Annotated in this window: 25 protein-coding genes; 18 read left to right on the top strand and 7 right to left on the bottom strand. The window is 58.2% G+C overall.

The features are described 5' to 3' along the window. The first annotated feature begins 46 nt into the window (after nt 1-46). From hpaH to QLG21_RS07000, 12 genes are all read left to right on the top strand, one after another. A complete protein-coding gene (hpaH, locus tag QLG21_RS07055) occupies nt 47-850 on the top strand; it encodes a 2-oxo-hept-4-ene-1,7-dioate hydratase (protein WP_006174111.1) in 804 nt (267 codons plus the stop codon). A gap of 9 nt (nt 851-859) precedes the next feature. Next, complete coding sequence (gene hpaI, locus QLG21_RS07050; protein ID WP_102891484.1) at nt 860-1,657, top strand: 4-hydroxy-2-oxoheptanedioate aldolase; 798 nt, start codon at nt 860-862, stop codon at nt 1,655-1,657. Nucleotides 1,658-1,678: 21 nt separating this feature from the next. Further along, nucleotides 1,679-3,025: a 4-hydroxyphenylacetate permease gene (hpaX, locus tag QLG21_RS07045; protein WP_282484137.1), complete on the top strand. Its 1,347-nt coding sequence runs from the start codon at nt 1,679-1,681 to the stop codon at nt 3,023-3,025. Then, the gene (gene hpaA / locus QLG21_RS07040) at nt 2,997-3,929 is read left to right on the top strand and encodes a 4-hydroxyphenylacetate catabolism regulatory protein HpaA (protein WP_058609610.1); all 933 of its coding nucleotides are present in this window, start codon (nt 2,997-2,999) and stop codon (nt 3,927-3,929) included. Before hpaX ends, hpaA begins: the two co-directional genes overlap by 29 nt. A gap of 177 nt (nt 3,930-4,106) precedes the next feature. Further along, entirely contained in the window at nt 4,107-5,669 is a 1,563-nt protein-coding gene (gene hpaB / locus QLG21_RS07035; RefSeq protein ID WP_010427196.1) for a 4-hydroxyphenylacetate 3-monooxygenase, oxygenase component, read from the top strand. A gap of 17 nt (nt 5,670-5,686) precedes the next feature. Next, on the top strand, nt 5,687-6,199 hold the full coding sequence (locus QLG21_RS07030; protein WP_101738293.1) for a 4-hydroxyphenylacetate 3-monooxygenase reductase subunit: 513 nt from the start codon (nt 5,687-5,689) through the stop codon (nt 6,197-6,199). A 145-nt stretch (nt 6,200-6,344) separates the two neighbouring features. Continuing rightward, entirely contained in the window at nt 6,345-6,575 is a 231-nt protein-coding gene (locus QLG21_RS07025; RefSeq protein ID WP_058609607.1) for an HTH domain-containing protein, read from the top strand. Between the two features lie 205 nt (nt 6,576-6,780). After that, nucleotides 6,781-8,934: a carbon starvation CstA family protein gene (locus tag QLG21_RS07020; protein ID WP_006174125.1), complete on the top strand. Its 2,154-nt coding sequence runs from the start codon at nt 6,781-6,783 to the stop codon at nt 8,932-8,934. A 96-nt stretch (nt 8,935-9,030) separates the two neighbouring features. Continuing rightward, nucleotides 9,031-9,234 carry a YbdD/YjiX family protein gene (locus QLG21_RS07015; RefSeq protein WP_003856610.1) on the top strand — a complete coding sequence of 68 codons (204 nt, stop codon included), beginning with the start codon at nt 9,031-9,033 and terminating at the stop codon, nt 9,232-9,234. Between the two features lie 10 nt (nt 9,235-9,244). Beyond that, the gene (yjiA, locus tag QLG21_RS07010) at nt 9,245-10,198 is read left to right on the top strand and encodes a GTPase (protein ID WP_282484136.1); all 954 of its coding nucleotides are present in this window, start codon (nt 9,245-9,247) and stop codon (nt 10,196-10,198) included. A gap of 540 nt (nt 10,199-10,738) precedes the next feature. Further along, nucleotides 10,739-11,284: a YfaZ family outer membrane protein gene (locus QLG21_RS07005; protein ID WP_058609606.1), complete on the top strand. Its 546-nt coding sequence runs from the start codon at nt 10,739-10,741 to the stop codon at nt 11,282-11,284. Beyond that, a complete protein-coding gene (locus QLG21_RS07000) occupies nt 11,284-11,604 on the top strand; it encodes a hypothetical protein (RefSeq protein WP_006174128.1) in 321 nt (106 codons plus the stop codon). Before QLG21_RS07005 ends, QLG21_RS07000 begins: the two co-directional genes overlap by 1 nt. Nucleotides 11,605-11,652: 48 nt before the next feature. Here the strand turns inward: QLG21_RS07000 and QLG21_RS06995 are convergent, their stop codons facing one another. Continuing rightward, a complete protein-coding gene (locus QLG21_RS06995; RefSeq protein WP_088208803.1) occupies nt 11,653-13,023 on the bottom strand; it encodes an NAD-dependent succinate-semialdehyde dehydrogenase in 1,371 nt (456 codons plus the stop codon). A gap of 172 nt (nt 13,024-13,195) precedes the next feature. Here QLG21_RS06995 and QLG21_RS06990 point away from each other — a divergent pair, with 172 nt between their 5' ends. Continuing rightward, nucleotides 13,196-14,494: a DUF445 domain-containing protein gene (locus tag QLG21_RS06990; RefSeq protein ID WP_282484135.1), complete on the top strand. Its 1,299-nt coding sequence runs from the start codon at nt 13,196-13,198 to the stop codon at nt 14,492-14,494. Here the strand turns inward: QLG21_RS06990 and QLG21_RS06985 are convergent. Genes QLG21_RS06985 through QLG21_RS06975 form a run of 3 tightly spaced genes read right to left on the bottom strand, consistent with a single transcriptional unit; the run spans nt 14,464 to nt 17,064 of the window. Then, nucleotides 14,464-15,540 carry a DUF2955 domain-containing protein gene (locus tag QLG21_RS06985; protein WP_006174141.1) on the bottom strand — a complete coding sequence of 359 codons (1,077 nt, stop codon included), beginning with the start codon at nt 15,538-15,540 and terminating at the stop codon, nt 14,464-14,466. The genes QLG21_RS06990 and QLG21_RS06985 overlap by 31 nt on opposite strands. Next, nucleotides 15,530-16,597: an HlyD family secretion protein gene (locus QLG21_RS06980; protein WP_088208796.1), complete on the bottom strand. Its 1,068-nt coding sequence runs from the start codon at nt 16,595-16,597 to the stop codon at nt 15,530-15,532. The genes QLG21_RS06985 and QLG21_RS06980 overlap by 11 nt, the downstream gene beginning before the upstream one ends. Further along, complete coding sequence (locus QLG21_RS06975; protein ID WP_282484134.1) at nt 16,594-17,064, bottom strand: MarR family transcriptional regulator; 471 nt, start codon at nt 17,062-17,064, stop codon at nt 16,594-16,596. The genes QLG21_RS06980 and QLG21_RS06975 overlap by 4 nt, the downstream gene beginning before the upstream one ends. A 341-nt stretch (nt 17,065-17,405) precedes the next feature. On the opposite strand from QLG21_RS06975, the gene QLG21_RS06970 reads away from it, so the two are divergent. Both QLG21_RS06970 and QLG21_RS06965 read left to right on the top strand, forming a co-directional pair. Further along, entirely contained in the window at nt 17,406-17,675 is a 270-nt protein-coding gene (locus tag QLG21_RS06970) for a DUF1778 domain-containing protein (RefSeq protein WP_006174147.1), read from the top strand. Nucleotides 17,676-17,678: 3 nt separating this feature from the next. Next, entirely contained in the window at nt 17,679-18,200 is a 522-nt protein-coding gene (locus QLG21_RS06965; RefSeq protein ID WP_282484133.1) for a GNAT family N-acetyltransferase, read from the top strand. 52 nt (nt 18,201-18,252) lie between these two features. Here the strand turns inward: QLG21_RS06965 and QLG21_RS06960 are convergent, their stop codons facing one another. Next, complete coding sequence (locus QLG21_RS06960; protein WP_282484132.1) at nt 18,253-19,668, bottom strand: aldehyde dehydrogenase family protein; 1,416 nt, start codon at nt 19,666-19,668, stop codon at nt 18,253-18,255. 100 nt (nt 19,669-19,768) lie between these two features. On the opposite strand from QLG21_RS06960, the gene QLG21_RS06955 reads away from it, so the two are divergent. Then, nucleotides 19,769-20,671, top strand: coding sequence for a LysR family transcriptional regulator (locus tag QLG21_RS06955; protein WP_282484131.1), 903 nt, complete (start codon nt 19,769-19,771; stop codon nt 20,669-20,671). Here the strand turns inward: QLG21_RS06955 and QLG21_RS06950 are convergent. Next, nucleotides 20,658-21,137, bottom strand: coding sequence for a carboxymuconolactone decarboxylase family protein (locus QLG21_RS06950; protein ID WP_006174154.1), 480 nt, complete (start codon nt 21,135-21,137; stop codon nt 20,658-20,660). The genes QLG21_RS06955 and QLG21_RS06950 overlap by 14 nt on opposite strands. 102 nt (nt 21,138-21,239) lie before the next feature. On the opposite strand from QLG21_RS06950, the gene QLG21_RS06945 reads away from it, so the two are divergent. Then, a complete protein-coding gene (locus QLG21_RS06945) occupies nt 21,240-22,628 on the top strand; it encodes a PLP-dependent aminotransferase family protein (protein WP_282484130.1) in 1,389 nt (462 codons plus the stop codon). A gap of 84 nt (nt 22,629-22,712) precedes the next feature. On the opposite strand, the gene QLG21_RS06940 is transcribed toward QLG21_RS06945, so the two are convergent. Beyond that, nucleotides 22,713-22,874: a DUF1127 domain-containing protein gene (locus QLG21_RS06940; RefSeq protein ID WP_058609595.1), complete on the bottom strand. Its 162-nt coding sequence runs from the start codon at nt 22,872-22,874 to the stop codon at nt 22,713-22,715. A 176-nt stretch (nt 22,875-23,050) separates the two neighbouring features. On the opposite strand from QLG21_RS06940, the gene QLG21_RS06935 reads away from it, so the two are divergent. Continuing rightward, nucleotides 23,051-24,466 carry a PLP-dependent aminotransferase family protein gene (locus QLG21_RS06935; RefSeq protein WP_282484129.1) on the top strand — a complete coding sequence of 472 codons (1,416 nt, stop codon included), beginning with the start codon at nt 23,051-23,053 and terminating at the stop codon, nt 24,464-24,466. Nucleotides 24,467-24,484: the final 18 nt, after the last annotated feature.

Genomic DNA, 24,484 nt, shown 5'->3' with positions numbered 1-24,484 from the left:
CCTCTCCCACTGGGAGAGGGAGAAAACAATACAACAGGATATCGCCATGCTCGACAAACATACCCACACATTGATCGCTCACCGCCTGCATCAGGCCGAACAAACCCGGGAGCAGATCCGCGCAATCTCGCTGGAGCACCCGGAGATCACCATTGAAGATGCCTACGCCATCCAGCGCGAATGGGTGAGCCTGAAAATTGCCGAAGGCCGCGTGCTGAAGGGCCATAAGATCGGCCTGACCTCCAAAGCAATGCAGGCCAGCTCGCAGATTAGCGAGCCGGATTACGGCGCGCTGCTGGACGATATGTTCTTCCACGACGGCAGCGACATCCCCGTCGATCGCTTTATCGTCCCGCGCATCGAAGTGGAGCTGGCCTTCGTGCTGGCAAAACCCCTGCGCGGCCCGAACTGCACGATCTTCGACGTCTACAACGCCACGGACTACGTGATCCCCGCCCTGGAATTGATCGACGCCCGCTGTCACAACGTCGACCCTGAAACCCAGCGCCCGCGCAAGGTGTTCGACACCATCTCCGATAACGCCGCCAACGCGGGGGTGATCCTCGGTGGTCGTCCGATTAAGCCCGACGAACTGGATCTGCGCTGGATCTCCGCTCTGCTCTATCGCAACGGCGTCATCGAAGAGACCGGCGTCGCCGCAGGCGTGCTTAACCACCCGGCGAACGGCGTGGCGTGGCTGGCGAACAAGCTCGCGCCGTATGACGTTCAGCTTGAACCCGGCCAGATCATCCTCGGTGGCTCCTTTACCCGCCCGGTAGCCGCCAGCCGGGGCGACACCTTCCACGTGGACTACGGCAACATGGGGTCCATCAGCTGCCGCTTTGTCTAGGAGACGACCATGCAAAACGCATTCAAAACGGCGCTGAAAGCCGGAACACCGCAAATCGGTTTATGGCTGGGGCTGACCAGCAGCTACAGCGCGGAACTGCTGGCGGGCGCAGGCTTCGACTGGCTGCTGATCGACGGAGAGCACGCCCCGAACAGCGTGCAGACGGTTTTAACCCAGCTGCAGGCCATCGCCCCCTATACCAGTCAGCCGGTGGTACGCCCGTCATGGAACGATCCGGTGCAGATCAAACAGCTGCTGGACGTGGGCGCGCAAACGCTGCTGGTGCCGATGGTGCAGAACGCCGACGAAGCGCGTCTGGCGGTGAGCGCCACCCGCTATCCGCCTGCGGGTATCCGTGGGGTCGGCAGCGCGCTGGCGCGGGCATCACGCTGGAACCGCATCCCGGATTACCTGCAACAGGCTAACGACGCCATGTGCGTACTGGTGCAAATCGAAACCCGTGAGGCGCTGAAAAACCTGCCGCAAATCCTCGACGTGGAAGGCGTCGACGGCGTGTTTATCGGCCCGGCAGATCTCAGCGCCGACATGGGTTTTGCCGGTAACCCGCAGCACCCCGAGGTGCAGGCCGTCATCGAACGGGCCATCGCGCAGATCCGCGAGGCGGGGAAAGCCCCCGGCATCCTGATGGCGAACGAAGCGCTGGCGAAACGCTATCTCGAGCTCGGGGCACTGTTCGTCGCCGTCGGGGTAGACACCACCCTGCTCGCCCGCAGCGCCGAGGCGCTGGCCGCCCGCTTTATCCATCACCCGGTTACGTCAGTGAATAACAATAAATCCGTCTACTAAAGGTAAGATCTGGAGCGCACCATGACGACCTCATCCCTGCAAGATAAGCAAGCTGTTGAACATCGCGTTATTAACAAGCTGTTTCGTCGTTTGATCGTGTTTCTCTTTATTCTGTTTGTCTTTTCGTTCCTTGACCGCATCAACATCGGCTTTGCCGGGCTGACGATGGGCAAGGATCTGGGCCTGACCTCCACCATGTTCGGCCTGGCCGCCACGCTGTTTTACGTCACCTATGTTATATGCGGGATCCCCAGCAATATCATGCTGGCGAAGGTGGGCGCACGCCGCTGGATTGCCGGGATCATGGTGGTATGGGGTATCGCCTCCACCTGTACGATGTTCGCCACCAGCCCGGAAACGCTCTACGTCCTGCGCATGCTGGTGGGGATTGCCGAAGCCGGATTCCTGCCGGGGATCCTGGTGTATCTCACCTGGTGGTTCCCGGCATACCATCGCGCCCGCGCCAACGCGCTGTTTATGATCGCCATGCCGGTCACCATGATGCTCGGCTCGATCCTCTCCGGCTATATTCTGGCGATGGACGGCTTGTGGAACCTGAAGGGCTGGCAGTGGCTGTTCCTGCTGGAAGGGCTGCCCTCCGTGGTGCTCGGCGTGGTGACCTGGTTTTATCTTAACGACACGCCGGACCAGGCGACCTGGCTGGACGACGACGAAAAGCAGGCGCTGAAAACGATGATCGCCCGCGAGCAGGAGGTGGCCATTGCGCAGGCATCCACGCCCCGCTCGACGCTGCGCGAGGTCATGACCCCGGCGGTTCTGCTCTACACGCTGGCCTACTTCTGCCTGACCAACACCCTGAGCGCTATCAACATCTGGACGCCGCAGATCCTCCAGAGCGTCAACGCCGGCAGCAGCAACATCACCATCGGCCTGCTGGCGGCGATCCCGCAGTTCTGTACCATCCTCGGGATGATCTGGTGGAGCCGCCGCTCCGACAGGCTGAAAGAGCGAAAAAAGCACACCATCCTGCCGTACCTGTTCGCCGCGGCGGGATGGATGCTGGCCTCCGCGACGGGGAGCAGCCTGATCCAGCTGCTTGGCATCATCATGGCCTCAACCGGATCGTTTACCGCCATGGCGATCTTCTGGACCACGCCGGATCGGGTCATTAGCCTGCAGTCCCGCGCGGTGGCGCTGGCGGTGATCAACGCCATCGGCAACGTCGGCTCGGCCGTCAGCCCGTTGCTGATTGGTATTCTGCGCGACGCGACCGGCAGCTTCAGCTCGGGATTGTGGTTTGTCGCCGGGCTGCTGGTGGTTGGCGCGCTGGTGCTGACCCGCATCCCGATGGCGAAGCAGGATCAACAGAGGAACGACCATGTGCCAGAGCCCTATCGCCAACATTGATATCAGCAAAGAGTATGACGAAAGCCTGGGCACCGACGATGTGCACTATCAGTCCTTTTCCCGCATGGCGGCCTTTTTTGGCCGCGACATGCAGGCGCACCGGCACGACCAGTATTTTCAGATGCACTTTCTCGATACCGGACAGATTGAGCTGCAGCTCGACGATCACCGCTACTCGGTGCAGGCCCCGCTGTTTGTCCTCACGCCGCCGTCGGTGCCGCATGCGTTTATCACCGAATCGGACAGCGACGGCCACGTGCTGACGGTGCGCGAGGATCTGATCTGGCCGCTGCTGGAGGTGCTCTATCCCGGCACCCGGGAGGCGTTCGGCCTGCCGGGGATCTGCCTCTCGCTGGCCGATAAACCGGACGAGATTTCGGCGCTAAAACACTACTGGCAGCTGATAAAGCGCGAATCCACCGCGCAGCTGCCTGGCCGCGAGCATACGCTGGTACTTTTAGCCCAGGCGGTTTTTACGCTACTGCTGCGCAACGCAAAGCTCGACGACCACGAAGCCTGCGGCATGCGCGGCGAGCTAAAGCTGTTCCAGCGCTTTACCCTGCTGATTGACGCGCATTACCACCAGCACTGGACGGTGCCGGAATATGCCAGCGAGCTGCATCTCACCGAATCGCGCCTGACGGATATCTGCCGCCGCTTCGCCAACCGCCCGCCAAAACGGCTGATCTTCGACCGTCAGCTACGCGAGGCCAGACGGCTGCTGCTTTTTTCCGACAGCGCCGTCAGCGACATCGCCTGGCAGCTTGGATTTAAAGACCCGGCCTATTTCGCCCGCTTTTTTAACCGGTTAGTGGGGTGTTCGCCGAGCGCGTATCGGGCGCAGAAAGTACCGGTGTCGCCTGTTCCCCTCACCCCCGCCCTCTCCCAAAGGGAGAGGGAGTAAACGTCCCCTCTCCCTTTGGGAGAGGGTTAGGGTGAGGGACATCACACTCTCCGATCTCACCCGAAAAGTACCCGCCGTTGTCCCAAACGTCCCTTCACGTTCCGCCTCTCTCACGCTTCAATTAAACAACAAAAACAAAACATAAATTTAACAAACATCTTCCGATACGAGGTCCCTATGAAGCCTGAAGATTTCCGCGCCGATGCCAAACGCCCGCTCACCGGCGAAGAGTATTTAAAAAGCCTGCAGGATGGCCGCGAGATTTATATCTACGGCGAACGCGTTAAAGACGTCACTACCCATCCGGCATTTCGTAACGCGGCGGCGTCCATCGCGCAGATGTACGACGCGCTGCACAAGCCAGACATGCAGGACACCCTCTGCTGGGGCACCGACACCGGCAGCGGCGGTTACACCCACAAATTTTTCCGGGTGGCGAAAAGCGCCGATGACCTGCGCCAGCAGCGTGATGCCATCGCCGAGTGGTCCCGCCTGAGCTACGGCTGGATGGGCCGCACGCCTGACTACAAAGCGGCTTTCGGCTGCGCGCTGGGGGCTAACCCGGCGTTCTACGGCCAGTTCGAGCAGAACGCCCGTAACTGGTACACCCGCATTCAGGAGACCGGTCTGTACTTCAACCATGCTATCGTCAACCCGCCGATCGACCGCCACAAACCGGCGGACGAGGTCAAAGACGTTTACATCAAGCTGGAGAAAGAGACCGACGCGGGGATCATCGTCAGCGGCGCGAAAGTGGTGGCAACCAACTCGGCGCTGACCCACTACAACATGATCGGCTTTGGCTCCGCGCAGGTGATGGGCGAAAACCCGGACTTCGCGCTGATGTTCGTCGCGCCGATGGATGCCGAGGGCGTGAAGCTGATCTCCCGTGCCTCCTACGAGATGGTGGCCGGTGCCACCGGCTCGCCGTATGACTATCCACTCTCCAGCCGCTTCGACGAGAACGATGCGATCCTGGTGATGGATCATGTGCTGATCCCGTGGGAAAACGTGCTGATCTACCGCGATTTTGACCGCTGTCGTCGCTGGACAATGGAGGGCGGCTTCGCCCGCATGTACCCGTTGCAGGCCTGCGTACGTCTGGCGGTGAAGCTCGACTTCATCACCGCCCTGCTGAAAAAATCGCTGGAGTGTACCGGTACCCTGGAGTTTCGCGGCGTGCAGGCAGATCTTGGCGAAGTGGTGGCCTGGCGCAACATGTTCTGGGCATTGAGCGACTCCATGTGCTCAGAGGCAACCCCGTGGGTCAACGGTGCGTACCTGCCGGACCACGCGGCGCTGCAGACCTACCGCGTGATGGCCCCGATGGCCTACGCCAAAATCAAAAACATCATTGAGCGCAACGTGACCAGCGGCCTGATCTACCTGCCGTCCAGCGCCCGGGATCTGAACAACCCGCAGATCGACCAGTATCTGGCGAAGTACGTGCGCGGCTCGAACGGCATGGATCACGTCGAGCGCATTAAGATCCTGAAACTGATGTGGGATGCCATCGGCAGCGAGTTCGGTGGCCGCCACGAGCTGTATGAGATCAACTACTCCGGCAGCCAGGACGAGATCCGCCTGCAGTGCCTGCGCCAGGCGCAAAGCTCCGGCAACATGGACAAAATGATGGCGATGGTCGACCGCTGCATGTCCGAGTACGACCAGCACGGCTGGACCGTGCCGCACCTGCACAACAACACCGATATCAACATGCTGGATAAGCTGCTGAAATAACGCAGCGGGAGGCTTCAATGCAATTAGATGAACAACGCCTGCGCTTTCGCGATGCCATGGCCAGCCTGTCGGCGGCGGTGAACGTTGTGACCACCGAAGGCGATGCGGGACGCTGCGGCATCACGGCCACCGCCGTTTGTTCGGTCACGGACACGCCGCCCTCGCTGATGGTTTGCATCAACGCCAACAGCGCCATGAACCCGGTCTTCCAGGGCAATGGCCGGCTGTGCGTGAACGTGCTGAACCACGAGCAGGAGATCATGGCCCGCCACTTCGCCGGGATGACCGGCATGGCGATGGAGGAGCGCTTTAACCTCTCCTGCTGGCAAAAAGGGCCGCTGGCACAGCCGGTGCTGAAAGGCGCGCTGGCAAGCCTCGAAGGGGAGATAACTCAGGTGCAGACCATCGGCACGCATCTGGTCTATCTGGTTGAAATTAAGACTATCCTGCTCAGCGACGCGGGCCACGGGCTGATCTACTTCAAACGCCGTTTCCATCCGGTGATGATGGAGCTTGCCGCCGCCGTATAACCTCCCCTCGCGCTGGCCTTCCCCGGCCAGCGCGTTTTTGCGCAAATTCCCCTAATGTTTCCCCTAAGTCACGCCGTTAACTATCCATAAGATAAATTTTGTGTCTGTCGACGGACATACCTCTTTGCTCTCCAGGACATCCTTTATGGCTAATTCGACGCGGAGCCGCTCGGCTGAACGTCTTGTGGATATTTTTATTGCGCTGCATCTTCACGGGGTGGTGCATCGCAGCGATCTGATGAACAAGTTTGGTATTACCGAGCGCACCGTGTACCGCGATCTGCAGGCGCTCTCTCCGATTATTGAGCACGTGGGCGACGGGCGATACCGGCTGATCCCCGCGTATCAGAAGGCTGCTTTAGACGATTCTGAGTGATCGCAATCACATAATTTTTACCCCTCGCGGCGAGCCTGAACCACTCGCCCCCTCCTTTGACCGCTCACCCACCGCTTTCAACCACTCACCCATTTACCTTCCTTTACACGCGCGACGATCTGGCACGATCCCTCCAGCATTAATCAATACCTCCTCACAACGAACCCTGACCCTTTTTTCTTTACATAAAAAAACAGGTCTTACTATGGATACGAAAAAACTACTTAAGCACGTGCCCTGGGCATTACTCGGGATCCTCGGCGCTTTCTGTCTGGCGGTTGTCGCATTACGCCGGGGCGAACACGTCAGCGCCCTGTGGATCGTGGTCGCGTCGGTTTCCGTCTACCTTGTGGCTTATCGCTACTACAGCTTGTACATCGCGCAGAAGGTCATGAAGCTCGACCCCACGCGCGCCACCCCGGCGGTCATTAACAATGACGGCCTGAACTATGTGCCAACCAACCGCTACGTGCTGTTTGGCCACCACTTTGCCGCTATCGCAGGCGCGGGTCCGCTGGTTGGTCCGGTTCTTGCGGCGCAGATGGGCTACCTGCCGGGAACCCTGTGGCTGCTGGCAGGCGTCGTGCTGGCCGGTGCGGTGCAGGACTTCATGGTGCTGTTTATCTCTTCTCGCCGTAACGGCGCGTCTCTCGGTGAGATGGTCAAAGAAGAGATGGGTCGCGTGCCGGGAACGATCGCCCTGTTCGGCTGCTTCCTGATTATGATCATCATCCTCGCGGTGCTGGCGTTAATCGTGGTGAAAGCGCTGGCCGAAAGCCCGTGGGGGGTCTTCACCGTCTGCTCCACCGTGCCGATTGCGCTGTTTATGGGTATCTACATGCGCTTTATTCGCCCGGGTCGCGTGGGCGAAGTGTCGGTCATTGGTATCGTTCTGCTGGTGGCTTCCATCTACTTTGGCGGGGTGATTGCGCACGACCCGTACTGGGGCCCGGCGCTGACCTTTAAAGACACCACCATCACCTTCGCGCTGATCGGCTATGCGTTTGTCTCTGCCCTGCTGCCGGTCTGGCTGATTCTGGCTCCGCGTGACTATCTGGCCACCTTCCTGAAAATCGGCGTTATCGTCGGTCTGGCGATCGGCATCCTGGTGATTAACCCGGATCTGAAAATGCCGGCAGTGACCCAGTACATCGACGGTACCGGTCCGCTGTGGAAAGGTGCGCTGTTCCCGTTCCTGTTCATCACCATCGCCTGTGGCGCCGTGTCTGGCTTCCACGCGTTGATTGCTTCCGGTACGACACCGAAGCTGCTGGCGAACGAAAAAGACGCCCGTCTGATCGGTTACGGTGCCATGCTGATGGAGTCCTTCGTGGCGATCATGGCGCTGGTTGCCGCGTCCATTATCGAACCGGGTCTCTATTTCGCGATGAATACCCCACCGGCGGGCCTGGGCATTACCATGCCAAACCTGCATGAGATGGGCGGTGACAACGCGGCACTGATCATGGCGCAGCTGAAAGATGCGAGCGCACACGCAGCTGCTACCGTTAGCTCCTGGGGCTTTGTGATTTCGCCTGAGCAGATCATGCAGACCGCGAAAGACATCGGCGAACCGTCCGTACTGAACCGCGCAGGTGGCGCGCCTACGCTGGCTGTCGGTATCGCACACGTGTTCCACAAGGTGCTGCCGTGGGCGGACATGGGCTTCTGGTACCACTTCGGTATTCTGTTTGAAGCGCTGTTCATCCTGACCGCGCTGGATGCAGGTACCCGTGCGGGTCGCTTCATGCTGCAGGATCTGCTGGGCAACTTCGTACCGTTCCTGAAGAAAACCGACTCTCTGGTCGCGGGCATTCTGGGTACGGCGGGCTGCGTAGGCCTGTGGGGTTACCTGCTGTATCAGGGCGTTGTCGACCCGCTGGGCGGCGTGAAGAGCCTGTGGCCGCTGTTCGGTATCTCTAACCAGATGCTGGCCGCCGTGGCGCTGGTGCTCGGCACCGTCGTGCTGGTGAAAATGAAACGCACCAAATACATCTGGGTGACCGTGGTGCCTGCGCTGTGGCTGCTGCTCTGCACCACCTGGGCGCTTGGCCTGAAACTGTTCAGCGCCAACCCGCAGCTGGAAGGCTTCTTCTTCATGGCTAACCAGTATAAAGAGAAGATTGCCGCAGGCGGCGCAGACCTCACCGCGCAGCAGATTGCCAACATGAACCATATCGTGGTGAACAACTACACCAACGCGGGTCTGAGCATTCTGTTCCTGGTGGTGGTGTACAGCATCATCTTCTACGGCATCAAAACCTGGATGAACGTGCGTAACGCCGACGGTCGTACGGACAAAGAAACCCCGTACGTACCCGTACCGGAAGGCGGCGTGAAGACCTCTTCACACCATTAATCCACACGCCTCCCCCTCTCCCTTTGGGAGAGGGTTGGGGTGAGGGGTAACAATGCCCGGCGCCCCCTGCCGGGCTTTGTCTTATCAGGATGCATTATGTTTGGTAACTTAGGCGAAGCAAAAAAATACCTCGGTCAGGCGGCGAAAATGCTGATTGGCATTCCGGACTATGACAACTACGTTGAGCATATGAAGACCAACCATCCGGATAAGCCGTACATGACCTACACCGAGTTCTTCCGCGAGCGTCAGGAAGCGCGCTACGGCGGAAGTGGAGAAGGCGGCGTACGCTGCTGCTAAAGGAGAGACCATGACCCCGATTGCCGTCACCCTGCTGACCGGTTTCCTCGGCGCAGGTAAAACCACCCTGCTGCGCCACATCCTCAATGAACAGCACGGCTTCAACATCGCCGTGATTGAAAACGAATTCGGCGAAGTCTCCGTCGACGACCAGCTGATTGGCGATCGCGCCACGCAGATCAAAACCCTGACCAACGGCTGCATCTGCTGCACCCGCTCAAACGAATTAGAAGACGCCCTGCTGGATCTGCTCGACAGCCGCGACCGCGGAGACATCAGCTTTGACCGCCTGGTGATTGAATGCACCGGCATGGCCGACCCCGGCCCGATTATCCAGACCTTTTTCTCCCATGACATTCTCTGCCAGCGCTACCTGCTGGACGGCGTTGTTGCGCTGGTCGATGCGGTTCACGCCGACGAGCAGATGAACCAGTTCACCATTGCCCAGTCTCAGGTTGGCTACGCGGATCGCATCCTGCTGACCAAAACCGACGTGGCAGGCGACAGCGAGAAACTGCGCGAGCGGCTGACGCGCATTAACTCACGCGCCCCGATTTATACCGTGACGCACGGCGATATTGACCTGTCTCAGCTGTTCAACACCAACGGCTTTATGCTCGAAGAGAACGTCACCTCCAGACCGCGCTTCCACTTTATGGCCGATAAGCAAAATGACGTCTCGTCCATTGTGGTTGAGCTGGATTACCCGGTAGGTATCAGCGACGTTTCCCGCGTAATGGAGAACCTGCTGCTGTCGTTTGCCGACAAGCTGCTGCGCTACAAAGGAATGCTGTGGATTGACGGTGAACCTAACCGCCTGCTGTTCCAGGGCGTGCAGCGCCTGTACAGCGCCGACTGGGATCGCCCCTGGGGCGACGAACCGCCGCACAGCGTGATGGTCTTTATCGGGCTTGAGCTGCCGGAAGATGAGATTCGGTCAGCCTTTGCGGGGCTACGTAAATAACGCCTGCTTGTTCCCTCTCCCGGTGGGATGAGGGATCGCAATTTTCGGGAAAAATCCTTTTACTCTGTTCATCATGATTATTTAATCATCCTTGTGATGATATCGGCATATCGTCATCCAAATACATGACAATGACATACTTCTTACACGTATTTTTTGCATTAATGATTTTTATGGCAAGCATTCATGCCATTAACAGGTATAGTTGATAAAGGGCTGAGTATAACTTAACCATAAAAATGTAAATTTACGTTGTTATCCGTTACAGCGGAAACATTTCAGGAAATTATTAGAAACCCAATTAATGCATTTCCAATCAATATCCCCGCCTCGTTCAGATGATATTTAGACAAAATTCTAAACCGTTTCTAAACGTAAAAAACATTCGCGTTGACGAAAGCAAATACAAACCAACACGCAACAACAATGCGGAAAATTATTAACAAAATCAGCATAAAACTGCGAACCGCCTCACATTTGCAGTCATAAACCTCGCTTGTTAAGGTGTGCCCAGATTAATTTAATGACGAGGCATAAAACATGAAAAAGCTGAATGTTCTTCTCCTTTCTGCTCTGACCGCTGTATCAGGTTCCGCACTGGCTATGGGCGGCAGCATTGAGCAGGGTAAAAACTTTACCAACCTTAATCTGGAAATGGGTAAATCCTCATCTGGCCTGTATGCGGAGAGCAACTGGCTGAAGAACACCGATGACGGTACGCAGACCGGCGGCGTTGGCGCAGGTTACAACCTGGAAGTTGGCCCGGTGATGCTGAATGCGGGCGCTAAAGCGATCTACATCGGCCCGAAAAAAGGCGATAACGGCGTGGCCTTCCCTATCGGCGGTGGTGTAAACGTTGCGCTGACCGACAGCATCCACGTGTTCGGTGAAGGTTATGTTGCGCCAGACGGCCTGAACAACAGCGTAAAAAACTACGTTGAAGCAAACGGCGGCGTAAGCTGGACCCCAATTAAACCTGTGACGCTGAAAGTGGGTTACCGCCACGTGAGCGTTGATGGCAAAGACGGTCGTCCAAACCACACCCTGATTGACGGCGCATACGTAGGCGGCGGAGTAAGCTTCTGATGAAAACCCGCATCGCCGCGCTTAGTGTTCTGAGTATTACGTTACTGCTGTCAGGCTGCGTCCAGTATAAATGGGTCAAGCCTGGCGTCAGTGACAGGGAAATGAATAAAAAGCTAACGGAATGCGAAGCTCAGGCACTTATCGATCTGCCCCCGGATAACGTTGTGACGGGTTCAAACTCGGAAAAGCAGGACAAGAAACACAAGAAAAAGGATGTTTCCACCAGCTATACGGTTGAAGACGCCAATGAGTATCGCAGAGATACCCTGGTAGACAGCTGCATGTATAAAAGCGGCTGGGATAAGATCGAAGTGCAATAAGCGCGAACAAAAAAAACCTGCCGCATGGCAGGTTTTTTATGGGTGCGATTACTGATGTACCACCACCAGCTTCTGGTTTACAAACTCTTTGATCCCCAGATCCGACAGTTCACGCCCGTAACCGGAACGCTTCACGCCGCCAAACGGCAACTCTGCCGCCGTGTCGGTGAGCCAGTTGATATACACCATCCCGGTTTCGATGCGAGACGCCATTTTCTTCGCACGCTCGATATCCTGACTGAACACCGCGCCACCGAGTCCGTAGTGCGAGTCGTTGGCCAGCGCGACGGCTTCATCGTCGCTTTTCACCACATAAACCTGCGCGACCGGGCCGAAGAACTCTTCGAAGTATGCCGGGTTCTCGCGTGAGATATGCGTCAGGATGGTCGGCTCAAAGAAGCTGCCCTCACGCTGGACCGGCTTGCCGCCGTAGTGCAGCTTCGCGCCATGCTTCACCGCCTCGTCGACCTGTTTGGTCAGCGTCTCCAGTGCGTCTTTGGATGACAGTGGCCCCAGCGTGGTGCTTTCATCCAGCGGATCGCCAATCTTCACCTGCTTAAACGCCTCGGTGAACTTGCTCAGGAACGCGTCGGCGATTTTTTCATGCAGGATAAAGCGCTTCGCCGCAGTACAGACCTGGCCCGCGTTATTCAGACGGGCGTTGACGCCAATCTTCACGGCTTTATCGATATCCGCGTCGTCGAGTACCACAAACACGTCGTTACCGCCCAGTTCCAGGGTCGATTTTTTGATGTGCTTCGCCGCCTGGGCCGCAACCACGCTACCCGCTTTTTCAGAGCCGGTCAGCGCTGCGCCCTGCACGCGTTCGTCGGCGATAATCTTCGCCACCTGATCAGAGGAGATAAACAGGTTTGTCCATGCCCCTTCCGGCGCACCCGCTTCGCGCACCAGATGCGCAAAGGTCTCGGCGCAGTGCGGGACAATACTCGCGTGTTTGGCAATCACCGGGTTACCCGCCGCCAGGTTAGGAGCCAGCACACGCATCAGCTGGTAATAAGGGAAGTTCCAGGGTTCAACCGCCATCAGCACGCCGATGGGGTGATGCTCTACCCAGGCTTCACCCAGTTCCGATTTGTATTTTACAGGCGCTAAAAACTGCTTCGCGTTATCGGCGTAATAGCGGGCAATCTGCGCGCAGAGCTTCACTTCGCCGCGGCTCTGTTCGATGAGCTTACCCATCTCCTGACTGGCGATTTTAGCCAGTTCCTCCACGCGCGCATCAATCAGATCGGCCAGCTTGTGCAGCACCGGCAGGCGCTGTTCAATATCGCCTTTCGCCCAGTCGGAGTGATAGAGCGCGTCCGCCGCCTTCAGCGCCGCCTCGACGTCCGCATCGGTGTGGGAGGGGTATTCTTTCACCAGCTGGTTGGTGGCAGGATTTACTGTCTGGTAAGCCATATCGAATCTCCTTTAATTACCGCTTAGGGTATTAAGGGTAGTCAATATGACTGGCGGTGGACGTAAAGTTGGGTATATACGGAACGTTCTTAGCCGGACGCGCTCACCCGGAACCCTCCACGCCTGGTGGGGAATTTTGCACTTTCCCCCCGCTTCCCTCTATCCTTAAGCCATGGAAAAATTAGCCGAACTCAAACGCGCCAAGCTGCTGGCGCTGTCGCTGCTGCTGATTGCTGCCGCGGCGTTTATTACCACACTGTTTCTACCGCAGACCTTCTGGGTGCGCGGCGTCAAGGCCATCGCCGAGGCCGCAATGGTGGGCGCGCTGGCAGACTGGTTTGCCGTGGTTGCCCTGTTCCGCCGGGTGCCCATTCCGTTTATCGCGCGCCATACGGCGATCATTCCGCGCAATAAAGATCGGATCGGCGAAAATCTGGGTCAGTTTGTTCAGGAAAAATTCCTCGATACGCAATCCCTGGTGGACTTAATCCGCCGCTATGAACCGGCTAAGATGATTGGCACCTGGTTCAGTCAACCGGACAACGCCCAGCGCGTCGGGCAGCACCTGATCCAGGTCATGAGCGGTTTTCTGGAACTTACCGATGACGGGCGTATTCAGCGGCTGCTTAAACGTGCCGTACATAAGGCGCTCGACAAGGTCGATTTCACCGAAACTAGCGCCGTCATGCTGGAAAGCATGACCAAAAATAACCGCCATCAGGTGCTGTTGGATGCGATCATCAACCGTCTGATTACCTTGATTCAGCGGGAAAGCACGCGGGACTTCATCGCCAGTCAGATTGTCCACTGGCTCAAAACCGAACATCCGCGCAAAGCGATGGTGCTGCCGACGGAGTGGCTGGGCGACCAGAGCGCGGAGATGGTATCGAACGCGGTGAATACCCTGCTGGATGACATCAGCCACGACCGCACGCACCAGATCCGTCAGGCGTTTGACCGCGCCACGCTCAAGTTTATCGATAACCTGAAAAACGATCCGGACATGGCGGCGAAAGCCGACAACATCAAGCATTATCTGAAGAATGACGAGGCGTTTAACCGCTATCTGGGCGAGATGTGGGCCGACCTGCGCGAATGGCTGAAAGCGGATATGCACAGCGAAGACTCCCGCGTGAAGCAGCGCATCGCCAACGCCGGGCTGTGGTTTGGCGAAACGCTGAACGCCGATGCCAGCCTGCGCGCGTCGCTGAACGAGCATCTGGAGCAGGCCGCGCACCGCGTCGCGCCGGACTTCGCCGCGTTCCTCACGCGCCATATCAGCGACACGGTAAAAAGCTGGGACGCCAAAGATATGTCGCGCCAGATTGAACTGAATATCGGCAAAGACCTGCAGTTTATCCGCGTCAACGGCACGCTGGTAGGCGGGACGATTGGGCTGATCCTGTTTTTACTCTCGCAGTTGCCCACCCTGCTTGCACACTACTCTGCTTTCGGCGGCGCGATAACGTAGCGCGTCGGAGCAAAACAGTTCAGGACCCGGTGCACCAGAAAGACCAGCGTCAGCGTGGTCACCAGCGCGAAGGTGACCGACGTGATGCGGTATAAATCGCTGAACACCAGGTCGCTGTCCGGGTGCATGTTCTGCCCGAACATAATGCCGATGGTGGTGATGCTGGCAAAGCCGACGCCCGCCCCCACCTTCTCCATGACGTGCAGCCGCGCGCCAAACGCCAGCCCGAGGCCAATCAACGGCATCATCAGCAGCATGTGGCTGCTGTGATCGTAGAGGATAAGCTGCACCACCAGGATATACAGGCAGCCCAGCACCACGCCGACCACGCGCCAGACCGAGCTCATCACCGCGCCGCGATAGTGCATCGGGAACAGGATCAGCACGCCCGCCATCAGCGCCGAGAGCGAATCACTCAGGTCGCTTATCTGGAACACCACAAAGATCAGCGTGGCGACCGTCCCGGAAAGCAACGACTCGTGGCGCACCCGGGCATCATCTTTCTCAATCAGCGGCGGCGGCTTGCGGGGTTCGACGTCCGGCAGCAGGTAGTTCATCAGTGCACTCAGGCACACCGCCATCACGCTCGCTTCGATATTGGAGAATAACAGCGTGTGCCAGTTGGTCGTCGGGTAGCTCATAAAGTTGAGCATCACGCTCTGGCACACCACGCCCATGGAGCCGAACAGAAACAGCGGCCCCTTGCTCATAAAGCGAAAGCGCATCACGTACAGGGCAAAGACCACCAGCGTCATGATCACCGGCCACTGCGACAAAAAGCCGATGATAATCACCATTTCAACGCAGTTCAGCGCGGCGCTAAAGACAAACTGCTTTGCCACGTGGCGGTTGAACACCGGTACCAGCGACAGCAGCATGATCGGGTAGACCACGAAGAACACGCCGTAGCTGGTGTTGTAGAAGCTCGACACGCTGAGGGCAATCATCCCGGCAAAGACGATGCGCAGGGTCTGGCGAAAGTCGTTGGCTGTGTAGACGATGTTGCCGTGCGGGGTAAAGACCCTCGCCAGAGTGTTAATAGACATAGTGCAGCAGGCTCACCAGGTGGATCTGCATCCCGGAGAAGAAGCGCGCGAACGGCCCTTCGCTGTTGTACAGCTGCACCGTGGCACGGGCGCCGGTCGGCAGGTGCTTCGGCAGCGCTTCATCCAGCGCCACGTGGATGCGCATACGCTGCGCGTCACGTACCCAGCGGTTAGAGGTCTCCGGCTGGGACAGCTCGCCGTTTACCGCTTCCTGCCCGGCGAGGATCCCGGCATCGCTGCTGGTCACGTGGGCGCGGAAAACCTGCCCCGGAAAGGCATCGAACACCACGGCGGCGTCGGTTCCCTGATGGGTATGACGCAGGCTCTTCTCGCGGAAATCGGCCACGATATCGGTCTGGTTGTTCACCAGCGCCAGCGCGGCAGAGCCGGAGGAGGCATAAAATCCGGGGCTGAGCTGCAGATTACTCACCGTGCCGTCCGCTTCGGCATAGACCTTCGTCCAGCCGAGGTTCAGCTCGGCATCGTCCAGCGCGTTGCGGTATTTTTGCAGCGTCACGTTACGGTGTTCATCGCGCTCGCCGCGCTGAATGCGCAGGTTACGGATGTTGGCCTGAAGCGAACTGACGGACTGCTCGCTGCTCTGCCAGGCAGTGCGCACCTTGTCGAGGTCAGACTGCGAGACGTTCTGCAGCGCGCTCAGCTTCTGATAGCGGTCGAACGTCACTTTGTCGTTGCGCGCGGTCAGCACCGCCGTTTTCAGGCTGGCCTGGGCGGCAGCGATCTGCGCATCCAGCTGTTCGTTGGACAGGCGGGCCTGCTCCAGCGCGATTTGCGCCGCTTCCACTTTGTTACGAAACGGCGTGTCGTCTAGCTCAAACAGCAGGTCGCCTTTTTTAACCTGGCTGTTGTTGTGCACGTGTACCGCCGCGACGTAGCCGGAGACGCGCGCAGAGACCGGCGTCACCACGCGCATCACGGTGGAGTCCGGCGTCAGCGGGATCCAGATATCCGCGACGATAAAGTAGACAAACATCAGCAGGAAAGAGGCAATACTTACCCTTACCCAGCGGGCAAACTTTTGTTCAGGAGTCATTATTTTTCGGTCTTGTTATCTTCTTCGCGGATAGTCCGCAAATTGCAGGCGATTTGATTCAACGTAGCGCTGAAAATGGTGATATGTTCCGGCGCGATATTGTGCGAGACGCGAGCCTGAAAGTTCTCAATAACCTGAGTCAGCGTTTCAAGAACGCTCTTCCCTTCGGGCGTCAGCGTTAGCAGCCGGATACGCTTGTCGTAAGGCGATACGGTGCGCAGCAGGTAGCCCTGCTTTTCAAGCTGTGTCAGGGTGCGCATCAGCGGCGGCAGTTCGATACCCTGCACCTCCGCCAGCTCGCTTACCGAGACGTTATCCCCAAGCTGTTGCAGCTGCATCATTACCGTCCAGCTCGACTGGGTTAACCCGGTATCGAGAATGGCATCGTCGATCACCGCACGCCACTGGCGCACGACCATCGCCATCCGCATGCCCATTGGCCGGCGGCTAAACAGTTCGTCTTCACTCATGGGGAGTCCTCTCGTAGTACGCACTCAGGATAATAGTTATCAGGGTAAGTATCAAGAAACGATGGACAAAAGAGCAGGAATTGCGAAAGGCACTGCCAGAGGTGACATACCCACAGGCCCGGTAAGCGCAGCGCCACCGGGCTTTTTTTAATGGCTAAACAGTCTCTTAATGGCAACGTTTCCCGAAGCCGTTACCACCACTCGGTAAAGAGCGAAGTGTTGTGCCGGAGGGCGCTACGCTGAATTTCTCATTGAATTATGTTGAAGACACACCTATCATAGGTGTACGGATTAACACCGTACAATTCAAATAAAGCTGAAAAACAATTGAGAAGCACATCATGACAGCACTGAAGAAACAGCGCATCGATCTGAGGTTAAGCGAAGACGATAAAAGCCTGATCGAAGAAGCTGCAGCAATGACCAACCAGTCAATTTCACAGTTCATGGTCAGCACGGCTTCTGAACGCGCTGCGGAAGTTATCGATCGACACCGTCGCATGATCCTTAATGAAGCCTCCTGGAATACGGTAATGGAGGCCATCAGCAACCCGCCGGCACCAAATGACCGCCTGAAACGCGCGGCGAAGCGTCTCCAGGATATGGAGTAATACGTGAACGATGTGAAGATAGGGATTTTTTCAGAAGACGTTGAGTACGACCTGAGCCAGTTCGATTGCGGAGAAGTAAGCCTTAACACCTTCCTTGCGGAACACCTTAAACGCCAGCATCGCGGGAAGTTTTTGCGTGCCTACGTGCTCACGACCCGCGAGGAAAACCCGCGGATACTGGGGTATTACACGCTCTCCGGGAGTTGCTTTGAAAAGGCTTACCTGCCCTCTAAAACCCAGCAGAAGCGCATTCCTTATAAAAATGTGCCGAGCGTAACCTTAGGGCGTCTGGCTATTGATAAACGCATTCAGGGGCAAGGTTTTGGTGAGTTACTTGTCACCCATGCTATGAAGACCGTCTATTTGGCCTCCTTTGCCGTCGGCATTCATGGTCTGTTTGTTGAAGCGCTGAACGATAAAGCCAGAAATTTTTACCTCAAACTGGGGTTCATACCGCTTCTGGCCGAGAATGAATTCACGCTCTTCTTACCGACGAAAACTTTTGAAAGCCTGTTTGAAGAGTGAACCCGGCACGTAACGCCCCGGCAAGCGGGGCGGCTGCGCCACCGGGCAGGGTTCAACCCACAACCGACCTGGGCTCCATAAACGCGCGAATTCCCCACTCGCCCATCTCGCGCCCAACACCTGAGTGTTTGAACCCGCCGAACGGTGCTTTCGGTTCATGGGCAAGGGTGTTTACCAGCACCCGACCGGAAACGATCTGCTGTGCCACGCGATGCGCACGCGCCACATCGCCGCCCAGCACCATCGCGCTCAGGCCATAGTCGGTATCGTTAGCAATGGCGACGGCCTCTGCCTCATCGCGATAAGGGATGACGCACAGCACCGGGCCGAAAATCTCGTCACGGGCAATCGCCATCTGATTATTCACGTCCGCAAACAGCGTCGGGCGCACAAACCAGCCGTCCTGCGTACCTTCCGGGCGACCTTCACCGCCCGCCAGCAGGCGTGCCCCCTCGTCGATGCCTTTACGAATATAGCTCTGCACCCGCTGCCACTGCTTTTCGCTGACCATCGGGCCGATTTCCGTGGCGTTATTGCGCGGATCGCCGGATTTCACCGCCGCCACCGCGTCGGCCAGCGCGGTTTCGATTTCCGCTTTGCGCGACTGGGGTACCAGAATGCGCGTGCCCGCCACGCAGGCCTGTCCGCTGTTCATAAACCCGGCCTGCACCACCAGCGGGATCGCGCTGGTAAGATCGACATCCTCCAGCAGGATCGTCGGGGATTTGCCGCCTAACTCCAGGGTGACGCGCTTAAAGCTTTCTGCGGCGTTACGCAGGATCGCCTTACCTGTCGCCGTCGAACCGGTAAACGAGATTTTTGCCACATCGGGATGGCGGCTGAGGGTTTCACCGACCCTGTCGCCGCGCCCGGTGACGATGTTAAACACCCCCGGCGGCAGGGCGGCATCAGCCAGCGCCTCGGTGATGACCCGGGTTTGCAGCGCGCTCATTTCGCTCGGCTTGATCACCGCCGTACAGCCTGCCGCCAGCGCAACGGCCAGCTTGCCGCAGATAAAGCCAGCATCGCTGTTCCACGGCGTGATAAGCCCCGCCACGCCAAGCGGCACCATCTGTACCGTCGCGGCGCCCGCGGCAGAGGTAAATTCGAACGCCTCCAGCGCCGCAATGGCCTGGGCGATGACCTCCGCCGGATAGCTGGCCATCCACGCCGAGCGCGACGCAGGTGCGCCATACTCCTCGATAACGGCCTCAAGCAGTTCGTCATGACGGGCCACTACGGCGGCATGCATCCGTTTTAGCGCCGCAATGCGTTCCGCTTTGGACGTTTGCGACCACGCCGGAAAAGCAGCTTTGGCAGCTGCAATGGCGCGTACGCCATCGACCTCATCCGCCAGACGCACCTGGCCGATAACCCGCGCCATGGCGGGATTGTACAAATCAAAACGCTCGGTACCGTGCGGGGTAACAAACTCACCGTTGATAAAAATCTGTTCGATGTTGTGCATATAAACCTCCTCAGGCTGGATGAACACAGTCTGGCACGACTACGCCGTTGCGATAATCCACGCTATGCTGCAAGGGTTGTTTCGATTTTCAGGATAATCTATGCATCGTTCAGGTTTGACCGAGCTGGAAGTGGTTATGGCCGTCGTGCGCCGCGGCAGCTTTCGCGGCGCGGCGCAGGAGTTGGGGATGTCCGCCACGGCGGTGAGTAACGCCGTCGCCGGGCTGGAGAGCCGTCTTGATACCCGCCTCTTTAACCGCACCACCCGCAGCGTGGCGCTTACCGACGCCGGGCAGCGCTATGTGGCGCGCATTGGCCCGGCATTGCAGGAAATTCGCCAGGCCAGCGAGGAGATCCACAGCGATACCGGAGAACCTGCCGGCACGCTGCGCCTGAACGTACCGAGCCATATCGGCACGCTGTTTCTGGATCGGTTGCTGATCGACTTTATGATCCGCTACCCGAAGATGCGGGTGGAGACGGTGAGCGAAGCGCGAATGATCGACATCGTCGCCGAAGGCTATGACGCCGGGATCCGCCTCCAGGAGTCCGTGCCGCAGGACATGATCGCCGTGCCCCTGACGGCCGATATCCGCCAGCTCGTTATCGCCACGCCGGGCTATTTCGCGCAGCACGGGATCCCCCAAACGCCGGACGATCTTCTGCAACATCAGGGGATTGGCATGCGTATGTCCCACGGGGGGATCTACCGGTGGGAGCTGGCACGTCGCGGTGAGACCTGCACTCTGGCGGTGCCGCCGCGCTTTGCGACGTCGGATCTTTTTGCGTCGATCGCGGCGGTAAAAGCCGGGCTTGGCGTCGGCTTTTTACCGGAACTTTATATTCAGGATGAGCTAAAAAGCGGGGAACTGGTGAGCGTTTTAAACGACTGGACGCAGCCGTTTGCCGGGCTGCGCCTTTACTATCCTGGTCATCGCCACGTCCCGCCAGGGTTACGGGCGCTGGTGGCGATGATCCGCGAGCGCGGGGTTATTCCAGGTTAGCTTTATTCAGCCCGTAGGCCACATCCAGCGAGCCTGGTTCCATGCGGGAGGTGATACCCAGACGGTTCCAGGCGTTGATCGCCACGATGGCGAAGTTCAGCTCTGAAATCTCCACGTCTGAGAAATGCTCGGCCACGCTGCGGTACAGCGCGTCGCTCACGCCATGCACGCCAGGCTGCGTTAACGCTTCGGTGAAGGCCAGCGCCGCTTTCTCGCGGGCGCTGAACAATGGAGACTCACGCCACGCGGCCAGATGGTACAGGCGCAGCTCGCGCTCGCCGGCGATTTTGGCCTCTTTCGAGTGCATATCCAGGCAGAAAGTACAGCCGTTAAGCTGCGACACGCGAATGTCGATCAGGTGCTTGAGCGCCGGGTCGATGGAGGTTTTCGCCACTTCCATGCTCAGGGCGGACAGGGCGTTGGCGAGGGCAGGTGTTGCTTTATGGTGGTTTACGCGGGTGCTCATTGTCTTTCCTCATTTTGTGCGGCACAGGTCATGCGGTGAGGTAAATGTATCCGCAATATGACATAGTACAAAAGGTACAAAACCTGCAAAACGAGGTAGGACATGAAACCGGGCTATCACGATATCTATACCCGCTATCGCGACAACATCACGCGCGGCGTACTTAAACCCGGCGATAAGGTCCCCGCGATCCGCGTGCTGGCCGAAGAGATGAAGGTGGCGCGCAAAACCGTCGAAACGGCCTACGCCATTCTCATCGGCGAAGGCTATCTGGTGAGCCAGGGCGCGCGCGGCACGAAAGTGAATCCGGATCTTCTGCTGCCCGCAAAAAATGCGCCTGCCGAACAGACCACCGGCACGCTGCCGGAATCGCTGATTAGCCAGCGCGAGCGCGCCGGTTTTCTGCGCCCCGGCATCCCCTCTCTTGACAGCTTCCCCTATAAAAAATGGCTGCTGCTGTCGGGCCAGGCGACGCGCTCGATGCGTCAGGAGGAGATGCTCAGCCCGCCCGTGCTGGGCTGGTATCCGCTGCGTGAGGCCATTGCCCGCTATCTGAATATCTCACGCGGGCTGGCCTGCACGCCGGAACAGGTGCTGATCACCAGTGGCTACAGCGGCAGCCTGCGCCTGATCCTTGATACTCTCGCCAGCCGCAGCGACAAAGTGGTGTTTGAAGATCCCGGCTATTTTATGGGACAGCAGCTGCTCAAGCGCATATTGCCGCGCCTGCACACCGTGCCGGTCGACCGCGCGGGCATGGATATCGATTATCTGCTGCGTAACCATCGCGATGCGCGCTTTGCCCTCGTTACGCCCTCGCATCAAAGCCCGCTGGCGGTAACTCTCTCTTTGCCGCGCAAACAGCAGCTGCTGGACTGGGCGAGCCAGAACGAAGCCTGGATCATTGAGGACGATTACGACGGCGAATTTCACTACACCCGCAAGGTACTGCCCTCGCTGAAAAGCCTCGACCATCACGACCGGGTGATCTTTATGGGAACCTTCAGCAAAACCATTATGCCCTCCCTGCGCATGGGCTACCTGGTGATGCCCGCCAGCACCGTCGACGCCTTTACCGACTGCGCAGACCTCGTCACCAGCGGCCAGCCCGTGCTGACGCAAAAGATCCTCACCGCGTTTCTGAACGAGGGGCATTTTTTCCGGCATCTCAAGAAAATGCGTACGCTGTACCAGACCCGCCGGGAGTGGATGATTGCCGCCCTGCGTGAGGTGTATGGCGACCGGTTTTTCACCGAGCAAAACGACGGCGGAATGCATATCGTGGCGTTTCTGACGAAGGGAAGCTGCGACCGGGAGATCGCGCGCTGCTGGCAGGAACAGCAGCTGCAGGTCAATGCGCTCTCCGAGTGGTATCGCGGGTCGGGCAAACGTTACGGGCTGGTGATGGGCTATAACAACGTGCGGACGTATCAGGAGGCGCTGGATTTACTGGAAAGGCCGAAACGGCAGACGCTTGCGCTGTTGAGCTGAAATCGCCGGGTGGCGGCTGCGCCTGACCCGGCCTACATGTTCGAGCAGGCCCGGTAAGCGTAGCGCCACCGGGTGAGAGATGCCTCACACGTCATGCCGTGACAGCCCAACGTCTTTGAGCTGCTCGTCACTCATCTGACTCAGAATGCGGCGGGTACGGTTGATGCGATACCAGTTGCAAAGCGTTTTACCGATCCAGATAAACAGGATAAACGGACGTTTCGAACGATTCTCAAAGAATTCCATGATGCTCTCCTCGCTGTGCCAGTGGAGATATCATCGCGGAGATCGCTATTAACAATACAGACTCAAAAACACCTTTTCTTTAACATACAGATCCGTTAGAACGGTATCTGCATGGCGTTTTTTGCGGCAATCTGTACTGGTTTTATTATCTGTATGGTGAACACTGAGGATACAGCATGACCCGTTACCAACATCTCGCCAATCTCCTGGCAGAACGCATTCAACAAGGGCTGTATCGTAGCGGTGAACGTCTGCCCTCGGTACGTGCGCTGAGCCAGGAGCACGGCGTGAGCATCAGTACCATACAGCAGGCCTACCAAATCCTTGAAAACCTCCAGCTCATCACCCCTCAACCGCGCTCCGGCTATTTTGTCTCGCAGCCCAAAGCCCAGCCGCCGGTCCCGGCGATGACGCGCCCGGTGCAGCGCCCGGTTGACGTCACCCAGTGGGATGAGGTGATGATGCTGCTGGATGCCCGCGCCGACAAAGAGATGATCTCCTTTGGCGGCGGTTCGCCGGACATCACCCAGCCGAGCCTGAAACCGCTGTGGCGCGAGATGAGCCGCATTGCGCAGCATAATCCGGGGGAGATGCTGAGCTATGACGTGCTCGACGGGCGACTGGAGCTGCGCGAGCAGATAGCGCGCCTGATGCTGGACGGCGGTTCGGCCGTGGCGGCGAACGAAATTGTGATCACCAACGGCTGCCACGGGGCGCTCTCCATCGCCCTGCTGTCGGTGTGCAAGCCGGGCGATATCGTGGCGGTGGAGTCTCCGTCGTTTCACGGCACCATGCAGATGCTGCGCGGGTTTGATATCAAGGCGATTGAAATTCCGACCGATCCCGAGACGGGCATCAGCGTTGAGGCGTTAGAGCTGGCGCTGGAGCAGTGGCCGATTAAAGCGGTGATCCTCGTGCCGAACTGCAATAACCCACTCGGATTTATTATGCCGGAGGCGCGTAAAAAACAAGTGCTGACGCTGGCTCAGCGGCACGATATCGTCATCGTCGAGGACGACATCTACGGCGAGCTGGCGGCGGAATACCCGCGGCCACGTACCATCCACTCCATGGACATTGATGGGCGTGTGATCTTGTGCAGTTCCTTTACCAAAACCGTCGCGCCCGGGCTGCGCGTCGGCTGGATTGTGCCGGGGCGCTATTACGACCGGGTCATGCACATGAAATATGCCGCGGGCGGTTTTAACGTACCGGGTACCCAGATGGCAGTGGCGGCGTTTATCCGCGAGGGGCATTATCATCGCCACGTGCGGCGTATGCGCCAGATTTACCAGCAAAATATGGAAACCTACACCTGCTGGGTGCGCCAGTATTTTCCGGCGGAGATTTGCGTAACGCGCCCCCAGGGAAGTTTCCTGCTGTGGGTGGAGCTGCCGGAGAAAGTGGACATGGTGTGTGTGAGTAAGCAGCTGTGCAGGCTAAAAATTCAGGCGGCGGCCGGGTCGCTGTTTTCGGCGTCCGGCAAGTATCGCAACTGCCTGCGGATCAACGTGGCGTTGCCTGCGACCGAGAAAAATCGCGATGCGCTGAAGAAAATGGGCGAGGCAATTGTGATCGCCATGGAGGAGTAGTGCGGCCTGATGCCCTCA

This window comes from Enterobacter sp. V87_3 (genome assembly GCF_029967835.1).
GTDB lineage: Bacteria > Pseudomonadota > Gammaproteobacteria > Enterobacterales > Enterobacteriaceae > Enterobacter > Enterobacter cancerogenus.
Note: the sequence above shows the minus strand (reverse complement) of the source record. Positions and strands in the feature narration are given on the sequence as shown.